Here is a 20,402-nt window from a genome sequence, read left to right on the forward strand (position 1 = left end):
GCTCCATCGGTGTGCCTGCATAGGTGACAAGTAGCGCCGCAGCATATGCACCGCCGCCGAAATAGGCCGCATGGCCGAATGACACCAGCCCGCCAAGTCCCAGCAGAAAGTGTAGCGAGGCTGCAAACAAACAGAAAATCGCAATATCTGTAAGAAGCACCAGCACAAAACCATCCCCGAAAATCGGAATAAGGGCCAGTAGCACAAGGCCCGCAGCTACGATCATCCGCGCGGTTTGGCTTGCTGGTTTGATCGGGCGCTCTGGCTCGCCCACTTGACCGTGTTCGCCCGCAACTTCTTCGCGGCCAAACAGACCGAAAGGACGGAAAATCAGAACGACCACCATAACCACAAACATCAACGCCAACGTCGATTGCGGAAGGTAGTTCACGCCAAACACGTTGAGCACCGATATCAGAACAGCCGCAACATAGGCCCCCGGCAGCGATCCCATCCCCCCGATCACAACCACCACGAAGATCGCGCTGAGGATGTTGAAGTCCATCAGCAAATCCGCACCGCCCTTGGGAAGTTGCACAGCCCCGCCAAGCCCCGCCAATGCGCAGCCCAGGAAAAAGACGCCCGTGAACAACCACGCTTGGTTTACACCCAAAGCACCAACCATTTCACGGTCCTGCGTCGCAGCACGCACAAGAATACCCGTGCGCGTCTTTGTGATGAGCCACCAAAGCGCGAAGGCCACGAAGGGCGTCAAAGCAATAAGCGCCAGATCATATTGCGGCACAGGTTCTCCCATGATCCGGATGATCCCCTTAAGGCCCGGCGCGCGCGGGCCAAGCACATCGTCCGCCCCCCAAACAAGCAGCGCGAGATCCTGAATGACAAGGATAACACCGAATGTCGCGACCAGCTGGAACAGCTCTGGCGCTTTATAAACGGGGCGCAGTACCAGAACCTCGACGACAACACCGATCAAACCAACGACAAGCCCTGCAAGCAGGATAGAGGTCCAGAAGCCCCAAGCCCCGGGCAGAACTTGCATGAAAGAATAGCCAACATAGGCCCCAAGCATATAGAACGAGCCATGGGCAAAATTCACAATGCGCGTAACCCCAAAGATTAGCGACAGGCCAGAGGCCACCATGAACAGCGCGCTGGCATTTGCCAGACCTGTCAGGATTTGCGCGATGAATAGACCCATAGCTTGCCCCTAGCCGTCGATAATTTGCAAAGTCGGCCCGCGCTTTACACACGGGCCGAGATACGTTTTCAGGAAAGCCGCTTAGTTGCCGGAACCACGTAGCTTCATGACTTCCTCGTCGGACAGCGTGTAATCGCCGCCGTTCTTATAGGTCCAGTCCACCATCGTGCCCTTACCATCTTTCAATGCGATCTTGCCAACATAGGCACCCATCGTTGATTGATGATCCTGCGCACGGTAGGTGATGTCACCAACTGGTGTGCTTACAGGAAGATCAGCAAATGCTGCGCGAATTGCTTCGCTATCTGTTGAGCCCGCTTTTTCCATAACAGCGACAACAGATTGCACAGTCATATAACCGACAAGCGATCCAATGCGCGGATGATCGTTGTATTTCGCCATGTAGGCATCAACAAATGCCTTGCCCGGGCCGTCGGAAATTTCCGCCCAAGGATAGCCCGTAACGACCCAACCTTCTGGGGCTTCATCGCCAAGCGGGTCCATATACTCGGGCTCGCCAGATAGCAGACCGTACACATCGCGGCCGTCAAACAGACCGCGCGTGCCGCCTTCGCGCACGAATTTCGCCAGATCGCCGCCGAACGTCACGTTGTAGATCGCGTCAGGCTTGGCGCGCTCGATCGCTTGGGCCTCTGCGCCCGCGTCGATTTTGAACAGCGCAGGCCATTGCTCTGCCACGAATTCAACGTCAGGCTTCAGTTTGGTCAGCGCCTTTTTGAACGCTGCGACCGCGTCTTTGCCATAGGCATAGTTCGGCGCAATCGTGGCATAACGGACCGCATCGGTTTTCGCCGCTTCCTCGGCAAGCATTGCGGCCTGCATGTAGGTCGATGACCGTAGGCGGAAGGTATAATCGTTACCCTTTTCCCACGTGATTGCATCCGCCAAAGGCTCTGACGCTAGATAGACGTATTTCTTCTCTGCCGCGAGCGAGCTGATTGCGAGGCCTACGTTAGACAGGATCGTGCCCGTTAGCATCACAGCCCCGTCGCGTGTCATCAATTCCTCGGCGATTTTCACCGCTTCACCGGGCTTGCCCTGATCGTCGCGGAAAATGAATTCAAGCGGTTTGCCCAGCACTCCACCAGCCGCATTCACCTCTTCCAGCGCCATTTCGATACCTTGCTTGTACGGACCGGCAAAGGCCGCCATGCGCTTGTAATGATTGATTTCGCCAACCTTGATCGTGTCTTCGGCAAAGGCCGGAAGGCCAACCGCCGCAATCGCGGCAGCGCCTACAAGGCTTTTCAAAAATGTCTTTCTTTTCATTGTCTTTCCTCTGTTGTTGGTCCGACCTTAACAGCCTCAATCGTGCTGTACAAAGGTCGGATGAAGTGGCGCACCGAGATCTTCGGTCGCCTCCGCCTCGACAAGGTCGCGTATTCTTTTGCGATACACGTTCGGTCCTTTGTCGATGGCAATTCTGATGGGTTTACGTTTCTGAGGGCGCTGTTCTTCGACATGGATCGCCTCCAGCACTTCTTTGTCCTCGGCGAAAGCAATACGGAACATCGCATCCATCTGCTCTGATGCCGCTTCATCGCCTACGGCGGTATTACGCAAATGCATCCAGTGATCGATTGTATAGTCTTCCGTGACGGGCGTCACGAAATGCAGCGCGAAAATGCGCACGCCCTTGTCGCGCTCGTCCTCTGCCAAGTTCGCCTCGACGGCAGCGCTACCAAAGTCGATCACAGCCGTGCTTGGCAGATGCAGGTAATAGTAGTGCCAGCGATCCACATGACCGCTAAACCCGCCGAAACTCTGGAAAAAGCCGACGGGAGGCGCGTCCTTGATCCAGCGCCACGCGAGGATCACATCGCCAGAGGTCGACACATGCACAGGCACGTTTTCAGATGCCGCACTGCCAAGCGTTGTTGGATGCACAAAACTCACATGCGCGGGATCGACAAGGTTCTCGGCAACGTTCAGATAGTTGGCCTTAAGATGCAGCCCGTCGCCGTGGTGCGCATGCCAGTTCGGATCGGAGAACTCGGGCATATCAAAGACAGGTGTCTTTGCAGCAAGGTCTGCATCGCCCGGCCAAACCCAGACGATCCCATGTGCCTCGTGGACAGGAAATGTGTCGACATAAGCCGAGGCAGGCAGATTGTCCTGCCCGGGCACGCGCACACATTTGCCATCGGTGCCAAAGGTCATTCCGTGATAGCCACATTGCACCGTATCGCCGATGCGCTTGCCTTTGGAGAGCGGCAAAAGCCGATGTGGACAACGGTCTTCAAGCGCGACGATTTCACCGTCTGATGCGCGAAAAAGAACCATGTTCTGCTCGGTAATGGTGATCGCGCGCAACGGCTCGCCAAAGTCTTTCGACCAGCCAGCCACATACCAAGCGTTGCGAACAAACGGCATTTCGAGCACTCCCTCCAAGTTGCGCAGGTTGGGATCATTCGGCACCGAAAACTTGTTCGTTGTCAAACAAATTTTGTATGCCTATCCTCAATCGAGCAAGGAAGGCGGCGTATATGAGCGAAACCAAGACCCAAGCAGAAATAACTTACAGGCTTGAAGACCAGATCGGCTTCAAACTGCGCTTGGCCAATCAGCGTCACCTTGAGTATTTTGCCGAGATGATGTCCGAAGCGACCCCGACGCAATTCGCGATTCTGGCGCGACTTAGCGCCGATGGCCCGCTCTCGCAGAACCATCTGGGGCGGCGTGTTGGTATGGACGCCGCGACGACCAAAGGCGTCGTAGACCGCCTGCGCGCCAAAGGGTGGGTGCAAAGTGCGCCCTCGCAAACCGACCTGCGACGTTTGGAGATTTCCCTGACCGAAACCGGGCAAGAATTTGCGCAGCAGGCAATCGAAACCGCCAAGCGTATTTCAGCGCGTACCTTGGCGAATTTAACCACGCGCGAAGCAGAGCGTCTTTTGGCACTGCTAGACAAACTTTAGCGCCTGTTTTTTGCACGAATGGGCTTAGCGCAGCCCGTCCTCTCCTATCGCGTCCGCGTGGGTCAGCCCGCCAACCCTTGGCAAAGGACGCCCGCTATCGGTGACGGCCACAGCAACCATAATCTCGTTGGCGCGCGGCGCATCATTCAGGCGCACTTCGACCCCGTCAAAATGACTTCGCACATAGGCCGCATCTTTATGTCCCAAGGGGATATCCAGATCCTGACCAGGTCCACCCATTTTCTTTGACGAGGGAACCAAAGCCGCGCCCTTTTCCACCTCTTTACGCAAAGGCGCGCCAAGTTTTGGATGCAGGATCGCGGCGGCATGTTCCAACTCACCATTCTCGCCAACCATCGCCGCTTTGCCATAGCTTTCCGCTTGCGCAGGCGTGATGCCCAAGGCCTCGATGCAGCGACGGCCAAGCGTTTCACCAAGCTCTGCGCCAATATCCATGAGGGGTGTCAAATCCTCGGTATACCCACCTGCGAACGGGTTCGCGATCACGGCGACTGCCACCGCTTTGCGCGTCGCTGGCGCAATGTCGCGCCCTGCTTCGCGGTGCGTTTCTTCGACCCAAACCGCAATTTTACGAATATCAGCGCTCATCGCAGGCCATCCTCCCCTTTGATGTCTTTTGCTGCCAAACCACCCGCACGATCATGCACGCGTGCGGCTGTGCTCATCACCAGCACGAACGCTAGTTCATTGGCGCGCGGTGCATCATTCATGCCAACTTCCATCGCATCGAAATGCCCGCGCACATAAGACGCGTTGATATGTGTAATCGGCACATCAAGCCGCACACCCGCCGCGCCGACCTTCTTCGTGGATGGCACAATCGCCATCGCATCCCCTAACAGTTCGCGCATCGCATAACCGCCCGGTGCATGCCAAAGCGCGCCATGCTCCAACTCGCCATTCAGCCCAACGATAGAGCCTTTGCCATAACCCTCGATCAAACTGGCGTCGCCGCCCAGCGCGTCGATCAGCTTTTGCGCCATTTGCAGGCCCAGCGGTTTCAGGTCTTCCATAAAAGGTTGGATATCTTCCACATAGCGCCCCGCATAGGGGTTCGCGATCACAGCGATCACCGCCCCGCGTTTTTGCGGCGTATTGGCACGTGGGCCGCCCTCGTGAAAAACTTCTTCAATGACAGTCGCAATTTTGCGGATCTCAACCTCTGGCATGTTCTAGCACCTTTTCTGTATGCAATTCTATTTGTCGGCTTTGGCCACGCAAATGCAAGCTGGCCGCATGGGCTAGACCTGCGTTCTGCATTTGCCCTGCGACTTTCGCTCCGCGCGCGAGGGCGCGTGCGACTTCATCCGTGTTCAAATGATCCACAAACGTCACGACAGGCAAATCACCAAGCTCGCTATCGTCGCGAATGCCACGCGCTGGTGCGCGCGCAATCATCGGATGATCCGGCAGATCAACTGCATTCGCGATCAGCGTTGCGGCCACATCCGCAGCGCTTGCTGTGCTTGCCAAAACCGTTACGCTGTCCGCGATCCCCATAGACAGGCTGCGCCCACCTTGCCCGCTGGTCGCGATCCCGCGCACCGGGCTGGCGGCGTTCAAAGTGATCTTGCCAAACCCTGCCCCCGTGACGCCAGCCATGGCGATCGAGAACTCAGCGCTCCCTTGCAAATGCAACGCGATATCGCCGCCGTTGTTCACGTAAGCGCGGTTCAGATCGACCGCGTCGCACATGGCCTGCAACACTGTTTCCGCCACTGCGCCAGCAACGCCAGCCATCGGGGTCACAAATCCACTATGCACATTGGCAGCTTGCCACATCTTGCGCGCGATCTCCCCTTTGGGACGTGGACCATCGCAGACGCGTAACAATGCCATTTCGCTCATCAGCTCACTTAACACGCTCCCCAGCCGCGCCTCGGCAGCGGCAAAAGCACGGGTGCGATCCCCGTCTGCGCCTATCACCAAGTCAATCGGCCCATGGTGCAAATGAAGCCTGCCACCGCTCAAATTCGCGCGTTGCACAGCCATCAACGACGCCCCTCGCGCTTGTTGCGCTGCGCCTGGTGCGGGTCTGGTTGCGACGGTGCAGGTAGCACTTTGCGCACTGCGTCATTCACCACCTCGCTGGCCTGCTGAATATGATTCACATGACCGCCCAGCGCGCCATAGTCTTCACGGCGCAGCGTAAATTCAATCGGTGCGACCAAGGCAGGCGTTGGCACATAGCCGAATGAATTCGTCGGCATTTCCATCACATCTACCATCACTGTAATCCCGCCTCCTGGCCAGACATAGGCCTCTGCCCCGCCGCAAGAAACATAGGTTAAGGCATCTTTGACCGAACGCGTCAGACGCACCGGATTTTCCGTGACCCCTGCGCGCAAGCTGCCGCCCGCACCGCCCATAAACAGCACCGAGCACATCGCAGGTTCGCAGTTCTCCGCAATCCGGTCCGCGCTTATCCGCAGCGCCTCGGATATCTCGGCAGGCTGGGGCACAAGGTCTTCATCAAGCTCGTAATACGCCCACTGCTCGCCCGTTGTCGAAACCATCAACAACCGCAAACCGGGCCACGCTTTCTTGGGGTCTGCGGGTTTTAGGATAGTCAGCGGATCCTCTACATCTGTACCGCCCCATCCTGTTCCCGGTTCCGCCACCTGAAAATAACGACCCGGGGTCGAGCGGCGGCCATTAATCTTGATGCCCGATGGACGCATATCCAGTTGCTTGCCTGCTTCGTGCTCGCTCAAAACGCCTGTGATGTGATCGTCCACAACGATCACCTCATCCACATGCGGCTCCCATTGTTTTGCAAACATCCCGATAGTGGCCGAGCCACAACCGACGCGCATCAATTTCTCTGGTGCTCCGTTGATGATCGGGGCTTTGCCCGCTTGAACGGTGATCTCCGCACCTTCATCAATCTGCATGGTGACCGCTTCGCGATTGCACAGGTTCATCAAGGCATCGCAAGTGACGCGCCCCTCTGCCTTGCTGCCACCTGTCAGATGTTCGACACCGCCAAGCGAGAGCATCTTGGAACCGTATTCTGACGTCATCACATGGCCAATCGGCTCGCCCTTTACACGCACGATAGCGCGCTCGTGACCAATAAAGCGGTCGGTGTCGATTTTCACTTTCACGCCGCAATAAGAATAGATGCCCTCGGTGACGACGGTGACCATGTCGACGCCATCCACCTCTTGCGACACGATGAAAGGCGCGGGTTTGTAATCAGGATAAGTCGTCCCCGCGCCAACAGCCGTAACGAAAGTGCGTTTACCTTGGATAACATCCCCGTCCCAGTCCTGCGCGTTCTCGCCCTGATCCAGAAACGCGACCGCAGGCGCGCCGCGCTCGATCACCGTAAGGGGATCAAGACGCACCAATTCACCTGAATGGTTGGCATAGCGATCACAGGCTCCAGCCTTGCCATCGGCGATGAAACACATGACGGGACAAGCATCGCAGCGGATTTTCTCAGGCTTCACGCGGATTTCATCAGGCATATCCGGCCTCCTTCAAGGCAGCGCGCACGCGGTGCGGCAGGGCGGGAACATGGCGCAATCGCACACCTGTTGCAAAGTGAACAGCGTTCAGGATTGCCGGTGCTGTCGGGATCAAAGCATGTTCGCCAAGTCCCTTGGCCCCGAACGGCCCGTGCGCATCAGGTTCTTCAACGATTACGGTTTCAATCGGTGGCACATCGCCGATCGTTGGAATCAGATAATCATGCAAATTGTCGGTGCGCCCCGGGATGAATTCTTCCATCAGGGCCATGCCCAGACCTTGGGCAACCCCGCCCTGTACCTGGCCTTCGACCAACAGCGGGTTGATGGCTTGGCCTACATCATGTGCCGCAACAAATCGCAAAGGTTTGATTGCACCCAGCTGGGTATCCACCTCGACAACAGCCAGATGCGCCGCATAGCCAAATTGTGCGTAGGGTGCGCCCTGACCGTTCGCATCAAGCGGCGCGGTTGGCGGATCATAGCTGGCAACCGCTCGCATCACAAAACCGTCCTCGCCGACATCCATGCGCGTCAGATCAATCGAATGACCGCCAGCAATATGCACAGCGCGATCACCTAGCGAAATCACCGCATCTTCCGCCGCATTTACAAGCGTCAAAAGCTGGCGACGCAGGCTTTCGCCCGACAGCTTGGCGGCGTTTCCTGTTACAAAGGTTTGCCGCGAGGCAGAGGTCTTGCCTGCATCAGGTGTCAGGTCCGTATCCGCCCCGACAAGGCTGACCTGATCCACATCCACCCCGAAGGATTGCGCAAAGATCTGCGTAATAACTGTGTTAGAGCCTTGCCCGATATCCACAGCCCCCTGATGCAAAACCAAAGTACCATCCGGCCTTAGCCCGCATTTTATCGTTGAGGGGTTCGCCATCGACGTATTGCCACAGCCATACCAGCCCGCTGCAATCCCGACGCCGCGTTTGAGGTATGCCGAGCCGTCGTTGAACGCGGCGCAGGCCGCCTTCTCGCTCTCCCACGCAAGGCGCAATGCTTCCAGACAGGCTTTCACGCCCACCCCTTGGTCAAACACCTGCCCCGAAACTGTCGCAGCGCCATTATCCAGCGCGTTCAAAAGCCGGAAGTCCAATGGGTCCATTCCAATCGCAGCCGCCAATTCGTCAAACAGAGTCTCTTGTGCAATCGCCGATTGGGGGACTCCGAAACCACGAAACGCGCCCGCTGGCGGGCAATGCGTGTAGATGCCTTTGGCCTCTGCGCGGTAGTTGGGAATGCGATACGGACCCGACGCATGTAACGGCACGCGATTGGCAACCGTCGGCCCCCAGCTTGCATAAGCCCCTGTGTTGAAGTCGCCCTTAAAACTAAGGCCCGTTAATGTGCCGTCGCGGCGAACACCGCCCTTGATCTTGATGCGTCCCGGATGACGCTTTGTCGAGGTCGCCATGCTTTCAACGCGCGAATAGGCCATGCGCACAGGCCGCCCCGTCACCATCGCCCCAAGCGCCAGAAAGGGATGCACCGTCAGATCGAGCTTGGAGCCAAAGCCGCCCCCGACCGCCGTCGGAACAATGCGGATATCACCCTTTGCCAAAGCTAAAACACCCGCCAAAGCCTCTTGGTTCATCACAGGTGCCTGCGTGCAAACGTGCAGATGAAGCCGGCCATCAACCATCTCGGCAAAGCCTGCTTCGGGTTCGATATAAGCGTGCTCGACAAAAGAGGTTTCATAGCTACCCTCCAAGACGACATCCGCGTCGCCCATGCCCTGCGCCACATCGCCATGCGAAACAAAGCCGCCGCACATCACATTCTTTTCATGTCCGTCGTGCAATTGCGGCGCGCCGCTGGCTTGTGCCGCGGTTACGTCCTGAACCGCAGGCAACTGGCGCCAAACGACGGGGAAATCCGCGCTGTCAAAGCCTGCAATTGCCGCCGCTTCGCCAATCAGCGCCGCAACGGCCTCGCCCTTAAAGCGCGTCACCGCTTCCGCAAACACCGGCTGGTCAATGAATCCCGGAATTGTGCCAAACAGGTTGGTTCCGGGGATATCTTTCGCCGTCAAGACCGCCTCGATCCCGTCAAGGCCGCGCACCGTTTCCAGATCGCCGAAATCAAACGCTGCATGAGGATACGGGGAACGGATCACAAGCGCGACAAGCGCACCGCCTGGCGCAACGTCATCGCCGAACCGCTCGGTCCCATCAACTTTGGCGCGCCCGTCGATACGCGAAATGGCATCACCGACGGCGCCGCGCGCGTCGATCTCGGGCACAGCGCTGCCAACTGCAACCACCGCATCAATGATCTTGCGATAGCCCGTGCAACGACACAAAACGCCGCCCAGCGCATGTTCGACCTCTGCCGCGCTGGGGTTTGGCACTTTCGCAATCAACGCCGCTGCGCTCACCATCATCGCAGGCGTACAAATTCCACATTGCGCCGCTTGATGCGCGGTGAAACTGGCTTGCAAGCGTTCCAATATATCTGGCGAAACACCCCGCAGGGTTTGCACATCGCGTCCTTGCGCCTGTGCCAAAGGCGTCAGGCAGGCACACACAGGCGCACCGTCCAGCAAAACTGTGCAAGCACCGCAATCGCCCGCGTTACAGCCGACCTTAACGTCTTTCGCGCCCTGCTCTTCACGCAGCACAGCGCTAAGGCGGGCAGAAGGCGCCGCACGGCTTTGCGTAGCGGCACCGTTCAGCGTAAAGGCAATAGCATCCTGCGTGTCTGACTTACTCATCCGTGGCCTCTTTCATTGCGCGCGCGATCAAAGGCGCAACCACATCCAAACGATACCCCGCCGAGCCGCGCACATCGTCAATCGGCGCAAGCGCTGAAAGATCAGCCTGCGCGACGATGTTGCCCACTTGGGAAATTTGAACGCCTGCCAAAGCTGCCTCCAAATCCGGCAACCGCTGCGCGACCGCAGAGCATGCGCCGACTGCAATGCGGACATCGCTCACTCTTTCATCTGCGAGAGTGCATCGCACGGCCACCATCGCGATAGAGATCACCAGATACTTGCGCGCGCCAAGTTTGACGAACGCGCTGCGGCTCCCCGCAACATCTGGCACAAGGATCGCCGTAAGTAGCTCACCGGGTGCTAATGCGGTTTGGCGCGGGCCCAACAGGAACTCTGTCAATGGCAAGACCCGCAAAGCATCTTTCGAACTAAGCTCGACAGAGCAATCCAGCGTCAACAGCGGCGGGACGCCATCAGCAGCGGGTGATGCGTTACACAGATTTCCCGCAATTGTTCCTGCGTTCTGGATTTGAACTGAACCAACCTCGCGCGCAGCGGCTTTCAAACCGTCAAAGCCGGTTGGCAAATCCGCGCTCAACAGATCGCTCCACGTGCTGGCCGCGCCAATGCGCCAACCAGCATCTGTACGGGAAATGCCGCGCAACCCTTTGATCCGCGAGATATCAAGCATATCGACGCTGATCGGCTTTTCGCCTTGCGCAGGATACCAATCCGTACCGCCAGCGATAACGCTATAAGGCCCTGCGTCCAACGCGCTCAGCGCGTCTTTCAAATCTGTCGGCGCAATGTAGGTCAAGCCAGCCCTCCCCGTCGGACTTTTTATTTGTTTGTATACGAATAGAATATTGCGCGCAGGATTCTGTCAAATCCTTTCCTCTGCCCACTTGATCGGCTGCGCGCTTCTGTTAGCGTTCAAATGAATTTGAAAGGAACCACCATGTCCGACACACCCAAAAAACTCGTCATTCGCAATATTGGCCTGATGCTGTCGGGCAAAATGGAAGAACCGATCTACGAAGCCGATTGCCTTATCGCGCTCGATGGCAAGATCAGCGAATGGGGGCGCGAAAAAGACATGGATCTTGAAGGCGCCGATACCGTGATTGACGCCAATGGCGTCACGCTTGCCCCCGGTTTGATCGACAGCCACATCCACCCTGTCGTCGGCGATTACACACCGCGCCAGCAACAGCTTCACTGGATCGACAGCACACTACACGGCGGCGTCACCACGCTGATTTCTGCGGGCGAAGTGCACATGCCGGGGCGGCCCAAAGATATCGTTGGCCTGAAAGCTATGGCGATTGCGGCGCAGCGTTGGTACGAAAATTTCCGCCCCTCTGGCATGAAGGTCCACGCCGGCGCCCCCGTGATTGAACACGGAATGGTCGAGGAAGATTTCAAAGAACTGGCCGCCGCAGGGGTAACGCTTCTTGGCGAAGTCGGGCTTGGGACGGTCAAGGACGGCAAGACCGCGCAGCAGATGGTCACTTGGGCGCGCAAATACGGAATTCAAAGCACAATCCATACGGGGGGGCCGTCCATTCCCGGCTCTGGTCTGATTGATGCGGACATGGTGATGGAAACGGGCACCGATGTAATCGGTCACATCAATGGCGGGCATTCCGCCTTGCCGGACGATCAAATCCTGTGCCTGTGCGAAAGCTGCAAAGCCGCCTTTGAAATCGTTCACAACGGAAATGAACGCGCCGCGGTTCTGACGATAAACGCTGCGCGGGAACTGGGCAAACTGGATCAGGTGATCCTTGGCACCGATGGTCCCGCGGGATCAGGCGTGCAGCCGCTTGGCATTTTGCGCATGGTTGCGATGCTCTCTGCCTTCGGCAATGTCCCTGCCGAAGTTGCATTCTGCTTTGCAAATGGCAACACGTCACGCCAGCGCAAACTTGATACCGGGCTTATCGAAAAAGGCATGTGCGCCGATTTCGTGCTGATGGATCAGGCACAACATGCACCGGGTAAGAACATTCTGGAAAGCGTCCAGCTGGGCAATCTTCCCGGCGTTGGCATGACAGTCATTGATGGTGTCGTTTGCTCTGAACGTAGTCGCAACACACCGCCCGCCAACCGCCTGCCGCAGGTGGTTTAATACCTACTCTTGCGGGTGAAGATAGGCGCGGATGGCAGAGCGGTAGTGCTCCAGCTCATCTGCGACGGAAGGATAGCTGCTTAGGCGCTTGCGATAGGCGACGACACTGCTTGGCCAAGTAAGTTCAAGGCCAAGCGCACGTTCGAGCGAGGCGAGCCATTCAAACGTAACCGCAAAACCAGCATCGCACAGAAGCAATGCACGCGTTGGCAATCCGTCAGTCGTCAGCAACAATTCCAGCGCGGCCAAATGGCGATCTATCTCTTTAAAACCGGCCTCCAAGGCATCGGGTGCACGCTCTTTCAGAAGCGGATACATCGCACGCAAAGCGGGTTCCAGACGGGTATCATGAAAGCGCCCACGTTCTCGCGCCTTGGCGCGCGGCACCAATCCAACCGGCATCATTGAAGGCTCTGGATGCTTTTCTTCAAGGTATTCAGCTATTGCTTCGCTATCTGAGAGCATAACATTGCCATCGATCAACGTCGGAATATTTCCCGACGGAACAATCTTGCGATAGGCCTCGGAGCGGTAACCACCCGGCGGCGGCAATTCTTCCCATTCCAACCCCTTGCGGCGTAGCACAACCCGCAGCTTGGCCGTGTAGATCGAAACTGGAATGTTATAAATCGTTAACATGAAACGCTCCTCCCAAAGCTCTCAGCAAAAAGGGGGCCAAAGCCCCCTTCTCACTTCACACTATAAAGCCAGATCAGTTGACCGAAAGGCCCCATTTGTCTGCCAGTTCATCAAAGAAACCACGCTCGTTTTTCAATGCGATCCATGTGTTGACGTAGTTGATCCAAACCTGATCCGCTTGTGGCAACAACATCGCGATTGGCGTTGGTGCGCGGCCCTCGGAAACAGGCACGATCATCAACTGGTCATACTTCGCGATCAGCTTGTTGGCTTCCACGTTGGACGTAATATTGGCATCTGCGCGGCCCGAAAGAACCTCTTGAAAATCACGCGCTGGCGCTTCGACGATGCGGTGTTCTGCATCGGGGAAAAACGATTTCACTTGCTGCTCTTGCGTTGTTCCAAGCGTTGCCGCAACCTTGACGTCCGCCTTGTTCAGATCATCCCAATCCTTGAAACGATCCGCGTTTGTCTTCTGGGTCAGCGGCACGGTGAACAACGCAAAGTAGCTATTCGAATAACCCGCCGCCTTGGCACGTGCGGGGGAAACCGAAGCCGAACCGGTGATATGGTATTGGCCAGAGGTCACGCCGCTAACCAGTGTTTTCCAATCTGTTGCGACGAACTCCAGCTCGACGCCCAGGTCTGCAGCCAGTTCTGTCATCACGTCGATGTCGTAGCCTTTATAGGTATTTGTTGCGGGATCTCGTACGGACATGGGATCCCAATCACCTGTTGTTCCGACCTTGAGAACACCAGAGGACAAGATTTCGCTCAGCGCAGATTGTGCCTGCGCCGCGACGCTGGAGCCTGCTAGCATGGCCGCTGTTGCAACGATTTTAAAAAATTTCATGGTATTTCCTCGACTATGTAGGTTGCGCGTTAAGTCACACTGTCATGTGCGGATGTGCAAGGCGATAGTGCTTGTCTTGGCCTTCGCATCCTGATTTGCGTGATCTGGAATGATGGAGTGTGTGATGCAAACTGGCGCAGCCGAGCCGATAATCAAGATGAAGAACGTCTCAAAGTTCTTCGGTCCGTTTCAAGCGTTGAACGACGTTTCGTTGAGCATAGGAGAAGGCGAGCGACTGGTTGTCTGCGGCCCTTCCGGATCAGGTAAATCAACGCTTATTCGCTGCATCAACCGTCTTGAAAAGCACGAAACCGGCGAGATCGAAGTCGAGGGTATTCGCCTTGATGATAGCCAAGCCGCGCTGGATGCAATCCGCAAGAACGTCGGCATGGTGTTTCAGCAGTTCAACCTCTTCCCTCACTTATCCGTGATCGACAACCTCACGCTTGGGCCAATGCGCGCCTACGGCCTGAGCAAAGCCGACGCGCGCGTCCGCGCGATGCGCTATCTGGAACGCGTGCGCATTCCCGATCAGGCCGAAAAGCTGCCGCGCCAGCTCTCAGGCGGTCAACAGCAACGTGTCGCTATCGCCCGCTCGCTTTGCATGGAACCACGGATATTACTGTTTGACGAGCCCACCTCAGCGCTTGATCCTGAAATGATAACCGAAGTTCTGGACGTGATGGTCGAGCTGGCCGATACTGGCATGACCATGATTGTTGTCACCCATGAAATGGGATTTGCGCGCAAGGTTGCCGATCGTATGGTCTTTATGGACGCTGGCGAAATTGTCGAAGAGGCGAAACCTGAACAGTTCTTCACCGCGCCCAAGTCCGCGCGCACCCGTGATTTCCTTCAAAAAATCATCAATCACTAGGGGCTTGATATGAAGCGTTTCTTTCTTTTCGCCCTCCTCGCGTTCGCTCTTACGGGCTGTACTGGTGACAACTGGGGTTGGTATGTTGTCGATCCGCGCACCACTGGCGGCATGAATAATCTGAAATTCCTGATTTCGGGGGCTTGGAATACGATTGTGCTGTCGCTGACAGCTATCGCCATATCTGTCGTGGTTGGCCTGCTGGTTGCCCTACCTGGCCTGTCAGAGCGAAAGGCGCTGCGCGCTTTCAACCGCGTCTATGTCGAATGTGTGCGTTCGGTGCCGATTCTGGTGTTGATCCTCTGGGTCTACTACGGTCTTCCCGCGCTGTCGGGGATCACCTTGAACGTCTTCTGGGCAGGCGTGCTTGCGCTGGCGCTTTCGGATAGCGCCTTTCAGGCAGAGATTTTCCGCGCCGGCATTCAAAGCATCGGGCGCGGGCAATACGAGGCCGCACAGTCCGTCGCGCTCAATTACCGTGACACAATGCGCTATGTGATCTTGCCCCAAGCGATACGGCGCATCTTGCCGGCTTTGGGCAACCAGCTGGTCTATATGATGAAAATGTCCTCGCTTGTTTCGGTCATCGGCATGCAAGAGCTGACGCGAAAAGCCAATGAACTGGTGGTCACCGAGTATCGCCCCCTGGAAATCTATACGATCCTGGTGTTGGAATATCTGGTTTTGATCCTCATCGTGTCCCAAGGGGTGCGTTGGCTGGAACGCCGCATGAGTGCCGCCGAGAGCTGAATGGGACTTCCGATCCTATGGATCGGACCGGAGCGAGGGGCCAGCCCCTCGCGCTCCCCGGGATATTTATCGAGAGAGGAAGACACATGGCAGGCGCGCGTGATTATGATCTGACGACGGGTTCTATCGGGAGCCATTTTAGAACACTGGCTGTGCCTGCTGCATTGGGAATGCTGTTCACCACGCTTTACAACGTTGTGGACGTCTATTTTGCGGGTCAGATCGGCACGCAGGCGCAAGCAGGGCTTGCCATTGGGTTTCAGGCATTTTTCGTTCTGATCGCTGTCGCATTTGGATTGTCCTCGGCCATGTCCGCGTTGGTTGGCAATGCGCGCGGAGCAAAGGATAGCCGCAGCGCCCGGCGCCTGGCCGCGCAAGGATTGGCTTTTGCCTTTGTCGCCACGGTCGTTTTGATGCTTTTTGCGCTTTGGTTCGGGCCGCGGGCGATTGCGCTGATCTCTGAAGCGGGTGCCTATCGCGATGCCGCGACCGGCTATTTCTACTGGCTTATCGCTGCCCTGCCCGGCTTTATGCTGGCCTTTTCCGCCAATGGCATTTTGCAAGCGCATGGCGATAGCGTTACCCTGCAGCGCGGGCAAATGGCCGCCTTTGTCGCTAATATATTCCTAAACCCGCTGTTCATTTACGGCATCCCCGGTGTCCTCGGCGGGATCGGTTTTAACGGCATCGCACTGGCGACGGTTTTGAGCCAGACAGGCGTCATGCTCTGGATTTTGCGAGCGGTTATGCGCCTTGAGATCATGCAAGGCGTCGCGCTTCGCCATATTCGGCTGGAGTGGGCCACAGTGAAAGAAATCACCGCCCAAATGCTACCAACGACAACCGCGATGATGGTGATGTTTGTCTCCGGGTTCGTCGTCCAATATGCGCTGAAAGGTTTCGGGCAAGAGGCAATTGCGGCCTATGGCATTGCCCTGAGGATCGAGCAAATCCTGCTGTTGCCTGTGCTTGGCATGACTGGCGCGCTTTTACCGATTGCTGCGCAAAATTTCGGCGCTGGCGATCATGCGCGGGTGCGTGAAGCCGTTTGGTTTTGCTGGAAACTGGGGTTCTTAATGACCGCCCTTGCCGCACCGATCCTTTGGTTCGGGGGCCGGTTTGCGATGGCTCTTTTCACCGATGATGCGGGCGTCATTCCCATCGGACAAAGCTATCTGCGTGTGGATGGGTTTCTCTTCCCACTCTACATGATGTTGTTTTCGACAAACTCTTTCCTGCAGGCGCTCAAAAAGCCGGTCTATACGCTTTGGATCAGCCTTTATCGTCAGGGCTTTGGCGTTGCTTTCTTCATATGGCTTTTGATTGGGGTCTTTGGTTTGGATGTGTGGGGCGTTTGGCTTGGCATTGCATGTGCTGTTACATCGGGTTGGGTAATTGCACTGTGGATCGCCCACAAAATTGCACGCGAAAAGATTGGCGGATTGGCGCGCACATCCTAGCGACAGGCGTAGTGTTAGTTTTCCGTTAAATTGCGCCCCGGGCAAACCCCGCCGTTGACCTGCGCGCTGGTGCGGTGCCAACCTGCGTTCAAGCATTTGAGCGGAGTTATTATGACACAATCCAAAAAAACGCGTGGTTGGAACGGCTATCTTGATTGGGCAGCGCAAAAAGCCAAAGCCTATGACGCAGCCCCGCCCGAGCTTTGGGAGCCAGTCTTTGTACGCAGTGCGGACAGCACGATTGCCACGCAGGATTTCTTCGCCAGTGTCGACGCTCAAAACGATTATGCCTATGATCCGTTCGAGCAGAGCTACAATTCCCATTTCCGACAGAGCGGCGAGCCCGTCGAAGCCATCCTGTTGCGCAAACACACAAAAAACCGCCCGAGCAATGCCTTCGAGCAGACTTTGGAGGTATTGCATGTGGGTGCGCTTAGCCCGCGCCGCGAGACGACATTCAGCCAGCCGGGTTTCGCGCAGCCAAGCACCTCTGCTCCGGCGGCCATCGGGATTATTGATGATGGGATCGGCTACTTGCATCCGAATTTCTGGAACCAGCAGGGCAAAACACGCTTCGCTGGATGTTGGTTGCAAACAGAGCCGACGTTTGATTCGGCAGGTCATGCTTGCGGCGGTCTTGCCTTATCCCCGAACGATATCAACGCAGACATCGCGCGTTTATCAGGTGCATCCGAAGATGAGCTGTACCGTGAAAGAAACGACGCCCTGCACGCGCCTTTAACGCACCATGGCATGCGAAATAGCGCGACGCACGGAACCTTCATGCTGGATCTGGCGGCTGGCGTTGATCCGCTTGCGCCCGACGCGCAGTCCATGCGCGATGTGCCGATTCTGGCAGTGCAACTGCCCCCGTCTGCGTTTGAAGACACTTCTGGCGTGCGCATGCAAACCCATGTGATCCAAGGCCTGCGCTGGATGATCTACCACGCCTTTGCGCAGGGCCTCACCGACGAATTGGTGGTGAACATCAGTCTTGGCGTTGTCGCGGGTCCGAAGAACGGTGGATCGTTCCTGGAGCAGCAAATGAGCCGTGAAATCAGACGCATCGATGCGCATTCACACGGCACTAAAACGCTGGAATTGGTCTTTGCCTACGGCAACGCCTATGACGATGGGCTTGTCGCGCGCATGGCGCTTGGGGCGTCCGAAAGCCAAGGTGTCCAGCTTTGCCTGCAACCTGATGATCGCACAGACAGCTTCGTCGAACTGCGGCTCACCGATCAGAGCGCGCATCGCAAACCCAAACGCATTGAGGTCACCCTAACTGCACCAGATGGCACAAGCGCGACGCGCACGGTGCGAAAAGGACGCCATGTCACCCTGTTTGGCACGGAAACAGCGCCCATCGCGCGGCTTTACCATACACCGGAACGCGAACTTTGGGGCGGCGTTCACGAACCGGGCTACCTGACACTCGCCTTTGCCCCGACAAGCGCAAGCAAAAGCGATGACACGCTGGCACCCAGCGGGCATTGGCAGATAAGCTGCCGAAATGTTTCCTCGGATGCGATGGATCTAACACTACTAGTTCAACGCGATGACAGCCCGTTTTCTCGAAACACAGGTGCGCGTCAGGCCTATTTCGATGATGCCCTCGCCCGCGCATGGAACCCGCGCATGCGTGACTATTCGGCGTTGGATCCAAACAGTGCGCTGACACATCAAGGGTCACATTCCGCCTTTGCAACAGTTGCTCATGACAATGCCCATAGGATTGGCGGCGCAAACGTGCGTGCGGGGACAATCACGCCCTCGGACTTCACAGCCCAAGGCGCTGATTGGTCCGGTTTCGCACCTGATGCCAGCGCTATCGCTGAAACGGGATTTCATACATCTGGCGTCTTGGCCGCTGGCCATTTTGCATCGGCAACTGCACGCCTAAGCGGAACCAGCGCTGCCGCCGCAAGTTATACGCGCCATCTGATTAAACCTGCGATGACGCAGCCCGTCACCGCAGATTTTGATCGTTTGGGAACTGTTACCGTGACCGAAAACCCGGCGATCAAGGATCAAAGGCGGGAACTACCGCCTTTGATATTAACCTCCTAGGCTTTGGTGGTCATTTCGCCCTTCGCCGCATCCCAGACCGCCTTTAACAGCGTATCGCGCGCGGCGGGCGCATCGGTGAAATCAACCTTCTGGCGCGTCCCCGCCGTCAACAAGGCGGCCAATGCCCCTTGCGTTAATTCAGGATTGTCCGTCGCGGCAGGCGCATCCAGCTGATAGGTATAGGTCGCGCTCGCGCCGCTTAGATAGTTGACCAAGGCTTCGCCCAGCGAAATCCCGACCATCGCACCTGCCATGCCGTCATGCGGGTAATGAACACCTGCGACCGCTCGGTTGTCGGCGATACGCATCGCAATACGCAAAAGCAAATTACCTGTCTTGGTCTCCGTATCACTGACCGCATGCATGGAAAACGGCGTGGCATCATCCGTTTGACGATAGAGCAGACCCGCAAGGACCGTCGCAATTGCGAAGGATTCCGTTGCATGGCCCGATGGCCAACTGCCGTGGGTCGGCGTTTCAATAATCGGCATAACGCGCGATGATAGCTGCGAAGGGCGGCGCACATTGAAATGGAATTTAAGCGGAAATTCGATGTATCCACACAGACGCACAACCGCGCGCAGTGTTTCCAAAATCCAGTCCGAACGCGACGCATCCAGTTGCAGCGCAGAAGAAAAGAACGACGTGATATCATCAAGTTGCACGTCAATCTCGCCCATACGATCAGAGCGTAAATCCGCATAAGAACGCATGTGCATCAACTGTCGTTCAAAAAAGGCATCATCAGGCACCGTCATCGAAAGAAGCGGTATCGGAGCGCCGCTGTTTACCAATTCAGTGCACAGAACCTGATTGGCGTTGGGGCGAAAGCGGTAAAACAAACGATCATCAATCACCACTTCCTTGGGAATAGACGAAAGCGCTTTCAGCTTCTGAAACTCGCTTGGCGCAGCTGTTGCGCTTGGCATCAGATCGGAGGAGCCATCCCAGTAAGGCAACACGCCTTCGCGCGTGCTCAGAAGGGCGTCTGCCATTCCAATATCATCAATGCTCTCGTCACCGCGCCCTGCACGACCTGCGCGCCCGGCTCTGCCCGCGCGTCCTGCACGACCCGCTCGTCCCGCCCTGCCTGCGCGCCCTGCCCGACCTGCGCGTCCTGCCAAATGTGCCATTGAAATCCCTCTAGTTTCTAATTCAAATCGCCTTGAAGGCTTTTTCCAAGGCAATGTGCCTGTCAACTCTAAGGTGTCTAAATTCAGAAAGAACTTCCATTTATTAACGCTGACTTTGCGAAACGCTGTAACTGACGTAAGCTATCAAAAGCTGCTGCAATTTGGACCT

General features: G+C 56.7%; 18 protein-coding genes. 6 read left to right on the top strand and 12 right to left on the bottom strand.

All coding sequences use genetic code 11. The annotated features are described in order from the left end of the window. The 3 genes from WBC85_RS06090 to WBC85_RS06100 form a co-directional block, all read right to left on the bottom strand. A partial coding sequence (locus tag WBC85_RS06090; protein ID WP_424434006.1) for an ABC transporter permease subunit occupies positions 1 to 1,162 on the bottom strand: 1,162 nt, incomplete at its 3' end. An 81-nt stretch (positions 1,163 to 1,243) separates the two neighbouring features. After that, entirely contained in the window at positions 1,244 to 2,452 is a 1,209-nt protein-coding gene (locus WBC85_RS06095) for an ABC transporter substrate-binding protein (protein WP_424434008.1), read from the bottom strand. Positions 2,453 to 2,488: 36 nt separating this feature from the next. Further along, entirely contained in the window at positions 2,489 to 3,556 is a 1,068-nt protein-coding gene (locus WBC85_RS06100; protein WP_424434010.1) for a Rieske 2Fe-2S domain-containing protein, read from the bottom strand. Between the two features lie 113 nt (positions 3,557 to 3,669). Between WBC85_RS06100 and WBC85_RS06105 the strand changes: the two genes are divergently transcribed. Next, positions 3,670 to 4,101 (top strand): MarR family winged helix-turn-helix transcriptional regulator, encoded by a 432-nt coding sequence (locus WBC85_RS06105; RefSeq protein ID WP_424434012.1) that lies wholly within the window; start codon positions 3,670 to 3,672, stop codon positions 4,099 to 4,101. A 24-nt stretch (positions 4,102 to 4,125) separates the two neighbouring features. Here the strand turns inward: WBC85_RS06105 and WBC85_RS06110 are convergent, their stop codons facing one another. From WBC85_RS06110 to WBC85_RS06135, 6 genes are read right to left on the bottom strand one after another with little or no spacing between them, the layout of a single operon-like run. Beyond that, positions 4,126 to 4,710, bottom strand: coding sequence for an amino acid synthesis family protein (locus WBC85_RS06110; protein WP_424434014.1), 585 nt, complete (start codon positions 4,708 to 4,710; stop codon positions 4,126 to 4,128). Further along, positions 4,707 to 5,291: an amino acid synthesis family protein gene (locus WBC85_RS06115; RefSeq protein WP_424434016.1), complete on the bottom strand. Its 585-nt coding sequence runs from the start codon at positions 5,289 to 5,291 to the stop codon at positions 4,707 to 4,709. The genes WBC85_RS06110 and WBC85_RS06115 overlap by 4 nt, the downstream gene beginning before the upstream one ends. Then, a complete protein-coding gene (locus WBC85_RS06120) occupies positions 5,278 to 6,114 on the bottom strand; it encodes a UPF0280 family protein (RefSeq protein WP_424434018.1) in 837 nt (278 codons plus the stop codon). Before WBC85_RS06120 ends, WBC85_RS06115 begins: the two co-directional genes overlap by 14 nt. Continuing rightward, on the bottom strand, positions 6,114 to 7,595 hold the full coding sequence (locus WBC85_RS06125; protein ID WP_424434020.1) for a 6-hydroxynicotinate reductase: 1,482 nt from the start codon (positions 7,593 to 7,595) through the stop codon (positions 6,114 to 6,116). The genes WBC85_RS06120 and WBC85_RS06125 overlap by 1 nt, the downstream gene beginning before the upstream one ends. Continuing rightward, positions 7,588 to 10,317: a molybdopterin-dependent oxidoreductase gene (locus tag WBC85_RS06130; protein WP_424434022.1), complete on the bottom strand. Its 2,730-nt coding sequence runs from the start codon at positions 10,315 to 10,317 to the stop codon at positions 7,588 to 7,590. The genes WBC85_RS06125 and WBC85_RS06130 overlap by 8 nt, the downstream gene beginning before the upstream one ends. Next, entirely contained in the window at positions 10,310 to 11,137 is an 828-nt protein-coding gene (locus WBC85_RS06135; RefSeq protein ID WP_424434024.1) for an FAD binding domain-containing protein, read from the bottom strand. The genes WBC85_RS06130 and WBC85_RS06135 overlap by 8 nt, the downstream gene beginning before the upstream one ends. Before the next feature lie 141 nt (positions 11,138 to 11,278). Between WBC85_RS06135 and WBC85_RS06140 the strand changes: the two genes are divergently transcribed. Continuing rightward, positions 11,279 to 12,451 (top strand): amidohydrolase family protein, encoded by a 1,173-nt coding sequence (locus tag WBC85_RS06140; RefSeq protein WP_424434026.1) that lies wholly within the window; start codon positions 11,279 to 11,281, stop codon positions 12,449 to 12,451. Between the two features lie 3 nt (positions 12,452 to 12,454). Here WBC85_RS06140 and WBC85_RS06145 read toward each other — a convergent pair whose 3' ends face one another. Beyond that, positions 12,455 to 13,090 carry a glutathione S-transferase family protein gene (locus WBC85_RS06145; protein WP_424434028.1) on the bottom strand — a complete coding sequence of 212 codons (636 nt, stop codon included), beginning with the start codon at positions 13,088 to 13,090 and terminating at the stop codon, positions 12,455 to 12,457. A gap of 73 nt (positions 13,091 to 13,163) precedes the next feature. Continuing rightward, on the bottom strand, positions 13,164 to 13,943 hold the full coding sequence (locus WBC85_RS06150) for a transporter substrate-binding domain-containing protein (RefSeq protein WP_424434030.1): 780 nt from the start codon (positions 13,941 to 13,943) through the stop codon (positions 13,164 to 13,166). 124 nt (positions 13,944 to 14,067) lie between these two features. Here WBC85_RS06150 and WBC85_RS06155 point away from each other — a divergent pair, with 124 nt between their 5' ends. The 4 genes from WBC85_RS06155 (at position 14,068) to WBC85_RS06170 (ending at position 19,100) form a co-directional block, all read left to right on the top strand. Continuing rightward, a complete protein-coding gene (locus WBC85_RS06155; protein ID WP_424434032.1) occupies positions 14,068 to 14,820 on the top strand; it encodes an amino acid ABC transporter ATP-binding protein in 753 nt (250 codons plus the stop codon). 9 nt (positions 14,821 to 14,829) lie between these two features. Then, positions 14,830 to 15,570 (top strand): amino acid ABC transporter permease, encoded by a 741-nt coding sequence (locus WBC85_RS06160; protein ID WP_424434034.1) that lies wholly within the window; start codon positions 14,830 to 14,832, stop codon positions 15,568 to 15,570. A gap of 86 nt (positions 15,571 to 15,656) precedes the next feature. Next, entirely contained in the window at positions 15,657 to 17,030 is a 1,374-nt protein-coding gene (locus tag WBC85_RS06165) for an MATE family efflux transporter (protein WP_424434036.1), read from the top strand. A 111-nt stretch (positions 17,031 to 17,141) separates the two neighbouring features. After that, a complete protein-coding gene (locus WBC85_RS06170; RefSeq protein WP_424434038.1) occupies positions 17,142 to 19,100 on the top strand; it encodes a hypothetical protein in 1,959 nt (652 codons plus the stop codon). Here the strand turns inward: WBC85_RS06170 and WBC85_RS06175 are convergent. Next, positions 19,097 to 20,233: a phosphatase PAP2 family protein gene (locus WBC85_RS06175; protein WP_424434040.1), complete on the bottom strand. Its 1,137-nt coding sequence runs from the start codon at positions 20,231 to 20,233 to the stop codon at positions 19,097 to 19,099. The two genes, WBC85_RS06170 and WBC85_RS06175, sit on opposite strands and share 4 nt — an antisense overlap. Between the last annotated feature and the right edge of the window lie 169 nt (positions 20,234 to 20,402).

It is taken from the genome of Planktotalea sp., assembly GCF_049680325.1.
In the GTDB taxonomy this organism is placed as follows: domain Bacteria; phylum Pseudomonadota; class Alphaproteobacteria; order Rhodobacterales; family Rhodobacteraceae; genus Planktotalea.

Bases quoted from the DNA above. Each gene is read 5' to 3' on its own strand.
- WBC85_RS06105 (WP_424434012.1), top strand. From the start codon at position 3,670: ATGAGCGAAACCAAGACCCAAGCAGAAATAACTTACAGGCTTGAAGAC.
- WBC85_RS06165 (WP_424434036.1), top strand. From the start codon at position 15,657: ATGGCAGGCGCGCGTGATTATGATCTGACGACGGGTTCTATCGGGAGC.
- WBC85_RS06175 (WP_424434040.1), bottom strand. From the start codon at position 20,233: ATGGCACATTTGGCAGGACGCGCAGGTCGGGCAGGGCGCGCAGGCAGG.
- WBC85_RS06130 (WP_424434022.1), bottom strand. From the start codon at position 10,317: ATGAGTAAGTCAGACACGCAGGATGCTATTGCCTTTACGCTGAACGGT.
- WBC85_RS06160 (WP_424434034.1), top strand. From the start codon at position 14,830: ATGAAGCGTTTCTTTCTTTTCGCCCTCCTCGCGTTCGCTCTTACGGGC.
- WBC85_RS06120 (WP_424434018.1), bottom strand. From the start codon at position 6,114: ATGGCTGTGCAACGCGCGAATTTGAGCGGTGGCAGGCTTCATTTGCAC.
- WBC85_RS06140 (WP_424434026.1), top strand. From the start codon at position 11,279: ATGTCCGACACACCCAAAAAACTCGTCATTCGCAATATTGGCCTGATG.
- WBC85_RS06170 (WP_424434038.1), top strand. From the start codon at position 17,142: ATGACACAATCCAAAAAAACGCGTGGTTGGAACGGCTATCTTGATTGG.
- WBC85_RS06115 (WP_424434016.1), bottom strand. From the start codon at position 5,291: ATGCCAGAGGTTGAGATCCGCAAAATTGCGACTGTCATTGAAGAAGTT.
- WBC85_RS06110 (WP_424434014.1), bottom strand. From the start codon at position 4,710: ATGAGCGCTGATATTCGTAAAATTGCGGTTTGGGTCGAAGAAACGCAC.
- WBC85_RS06100 (WP_424434010.1), bottom strand. From the start codon at position 3,556: ATGCCGTTTGTTCGCAACGCTTGGTATGTGGCTGGCTGGTCGAAAGAC.
- WBC85_RS06150 (WP_424434030.1), bottom strand. From the start codon at position 13,943: ATGAAATTTTTTAAAATCGTTGCAACAGCGGCCATGCTAGCAGGCTCC.
- WBC85_RS06095 (WP_424434008.1), bottom strand. From the start codon at position 2,452: ATGAAAAGAAAGACATTTTTGAAAAGCCTTGTAGGCGCTGCCGCGATT.
- WBC85_RS06145 (WP_424434028.1), bottom strand. From the start codon at position 13,090: ATGTTAACGATTTATAACATTCCAGTTTCGATCTACACGGCCAAGCTG.
- WBC85_RS06125 (WP_424434020.1), bottom strand. From the start codon at position 7,595: ATGCCTGATGAAATCCGCGTGAAGCCTGAGAAAATCCGCTGCGATGCT.
- WBC85_RS06155 (WP_424434032.1), top strand. From the start codon at position 14,068: ATGCAAACTGGCGCAGCCGAGCCGATAATCAAGATGAAGAACGTCTCA.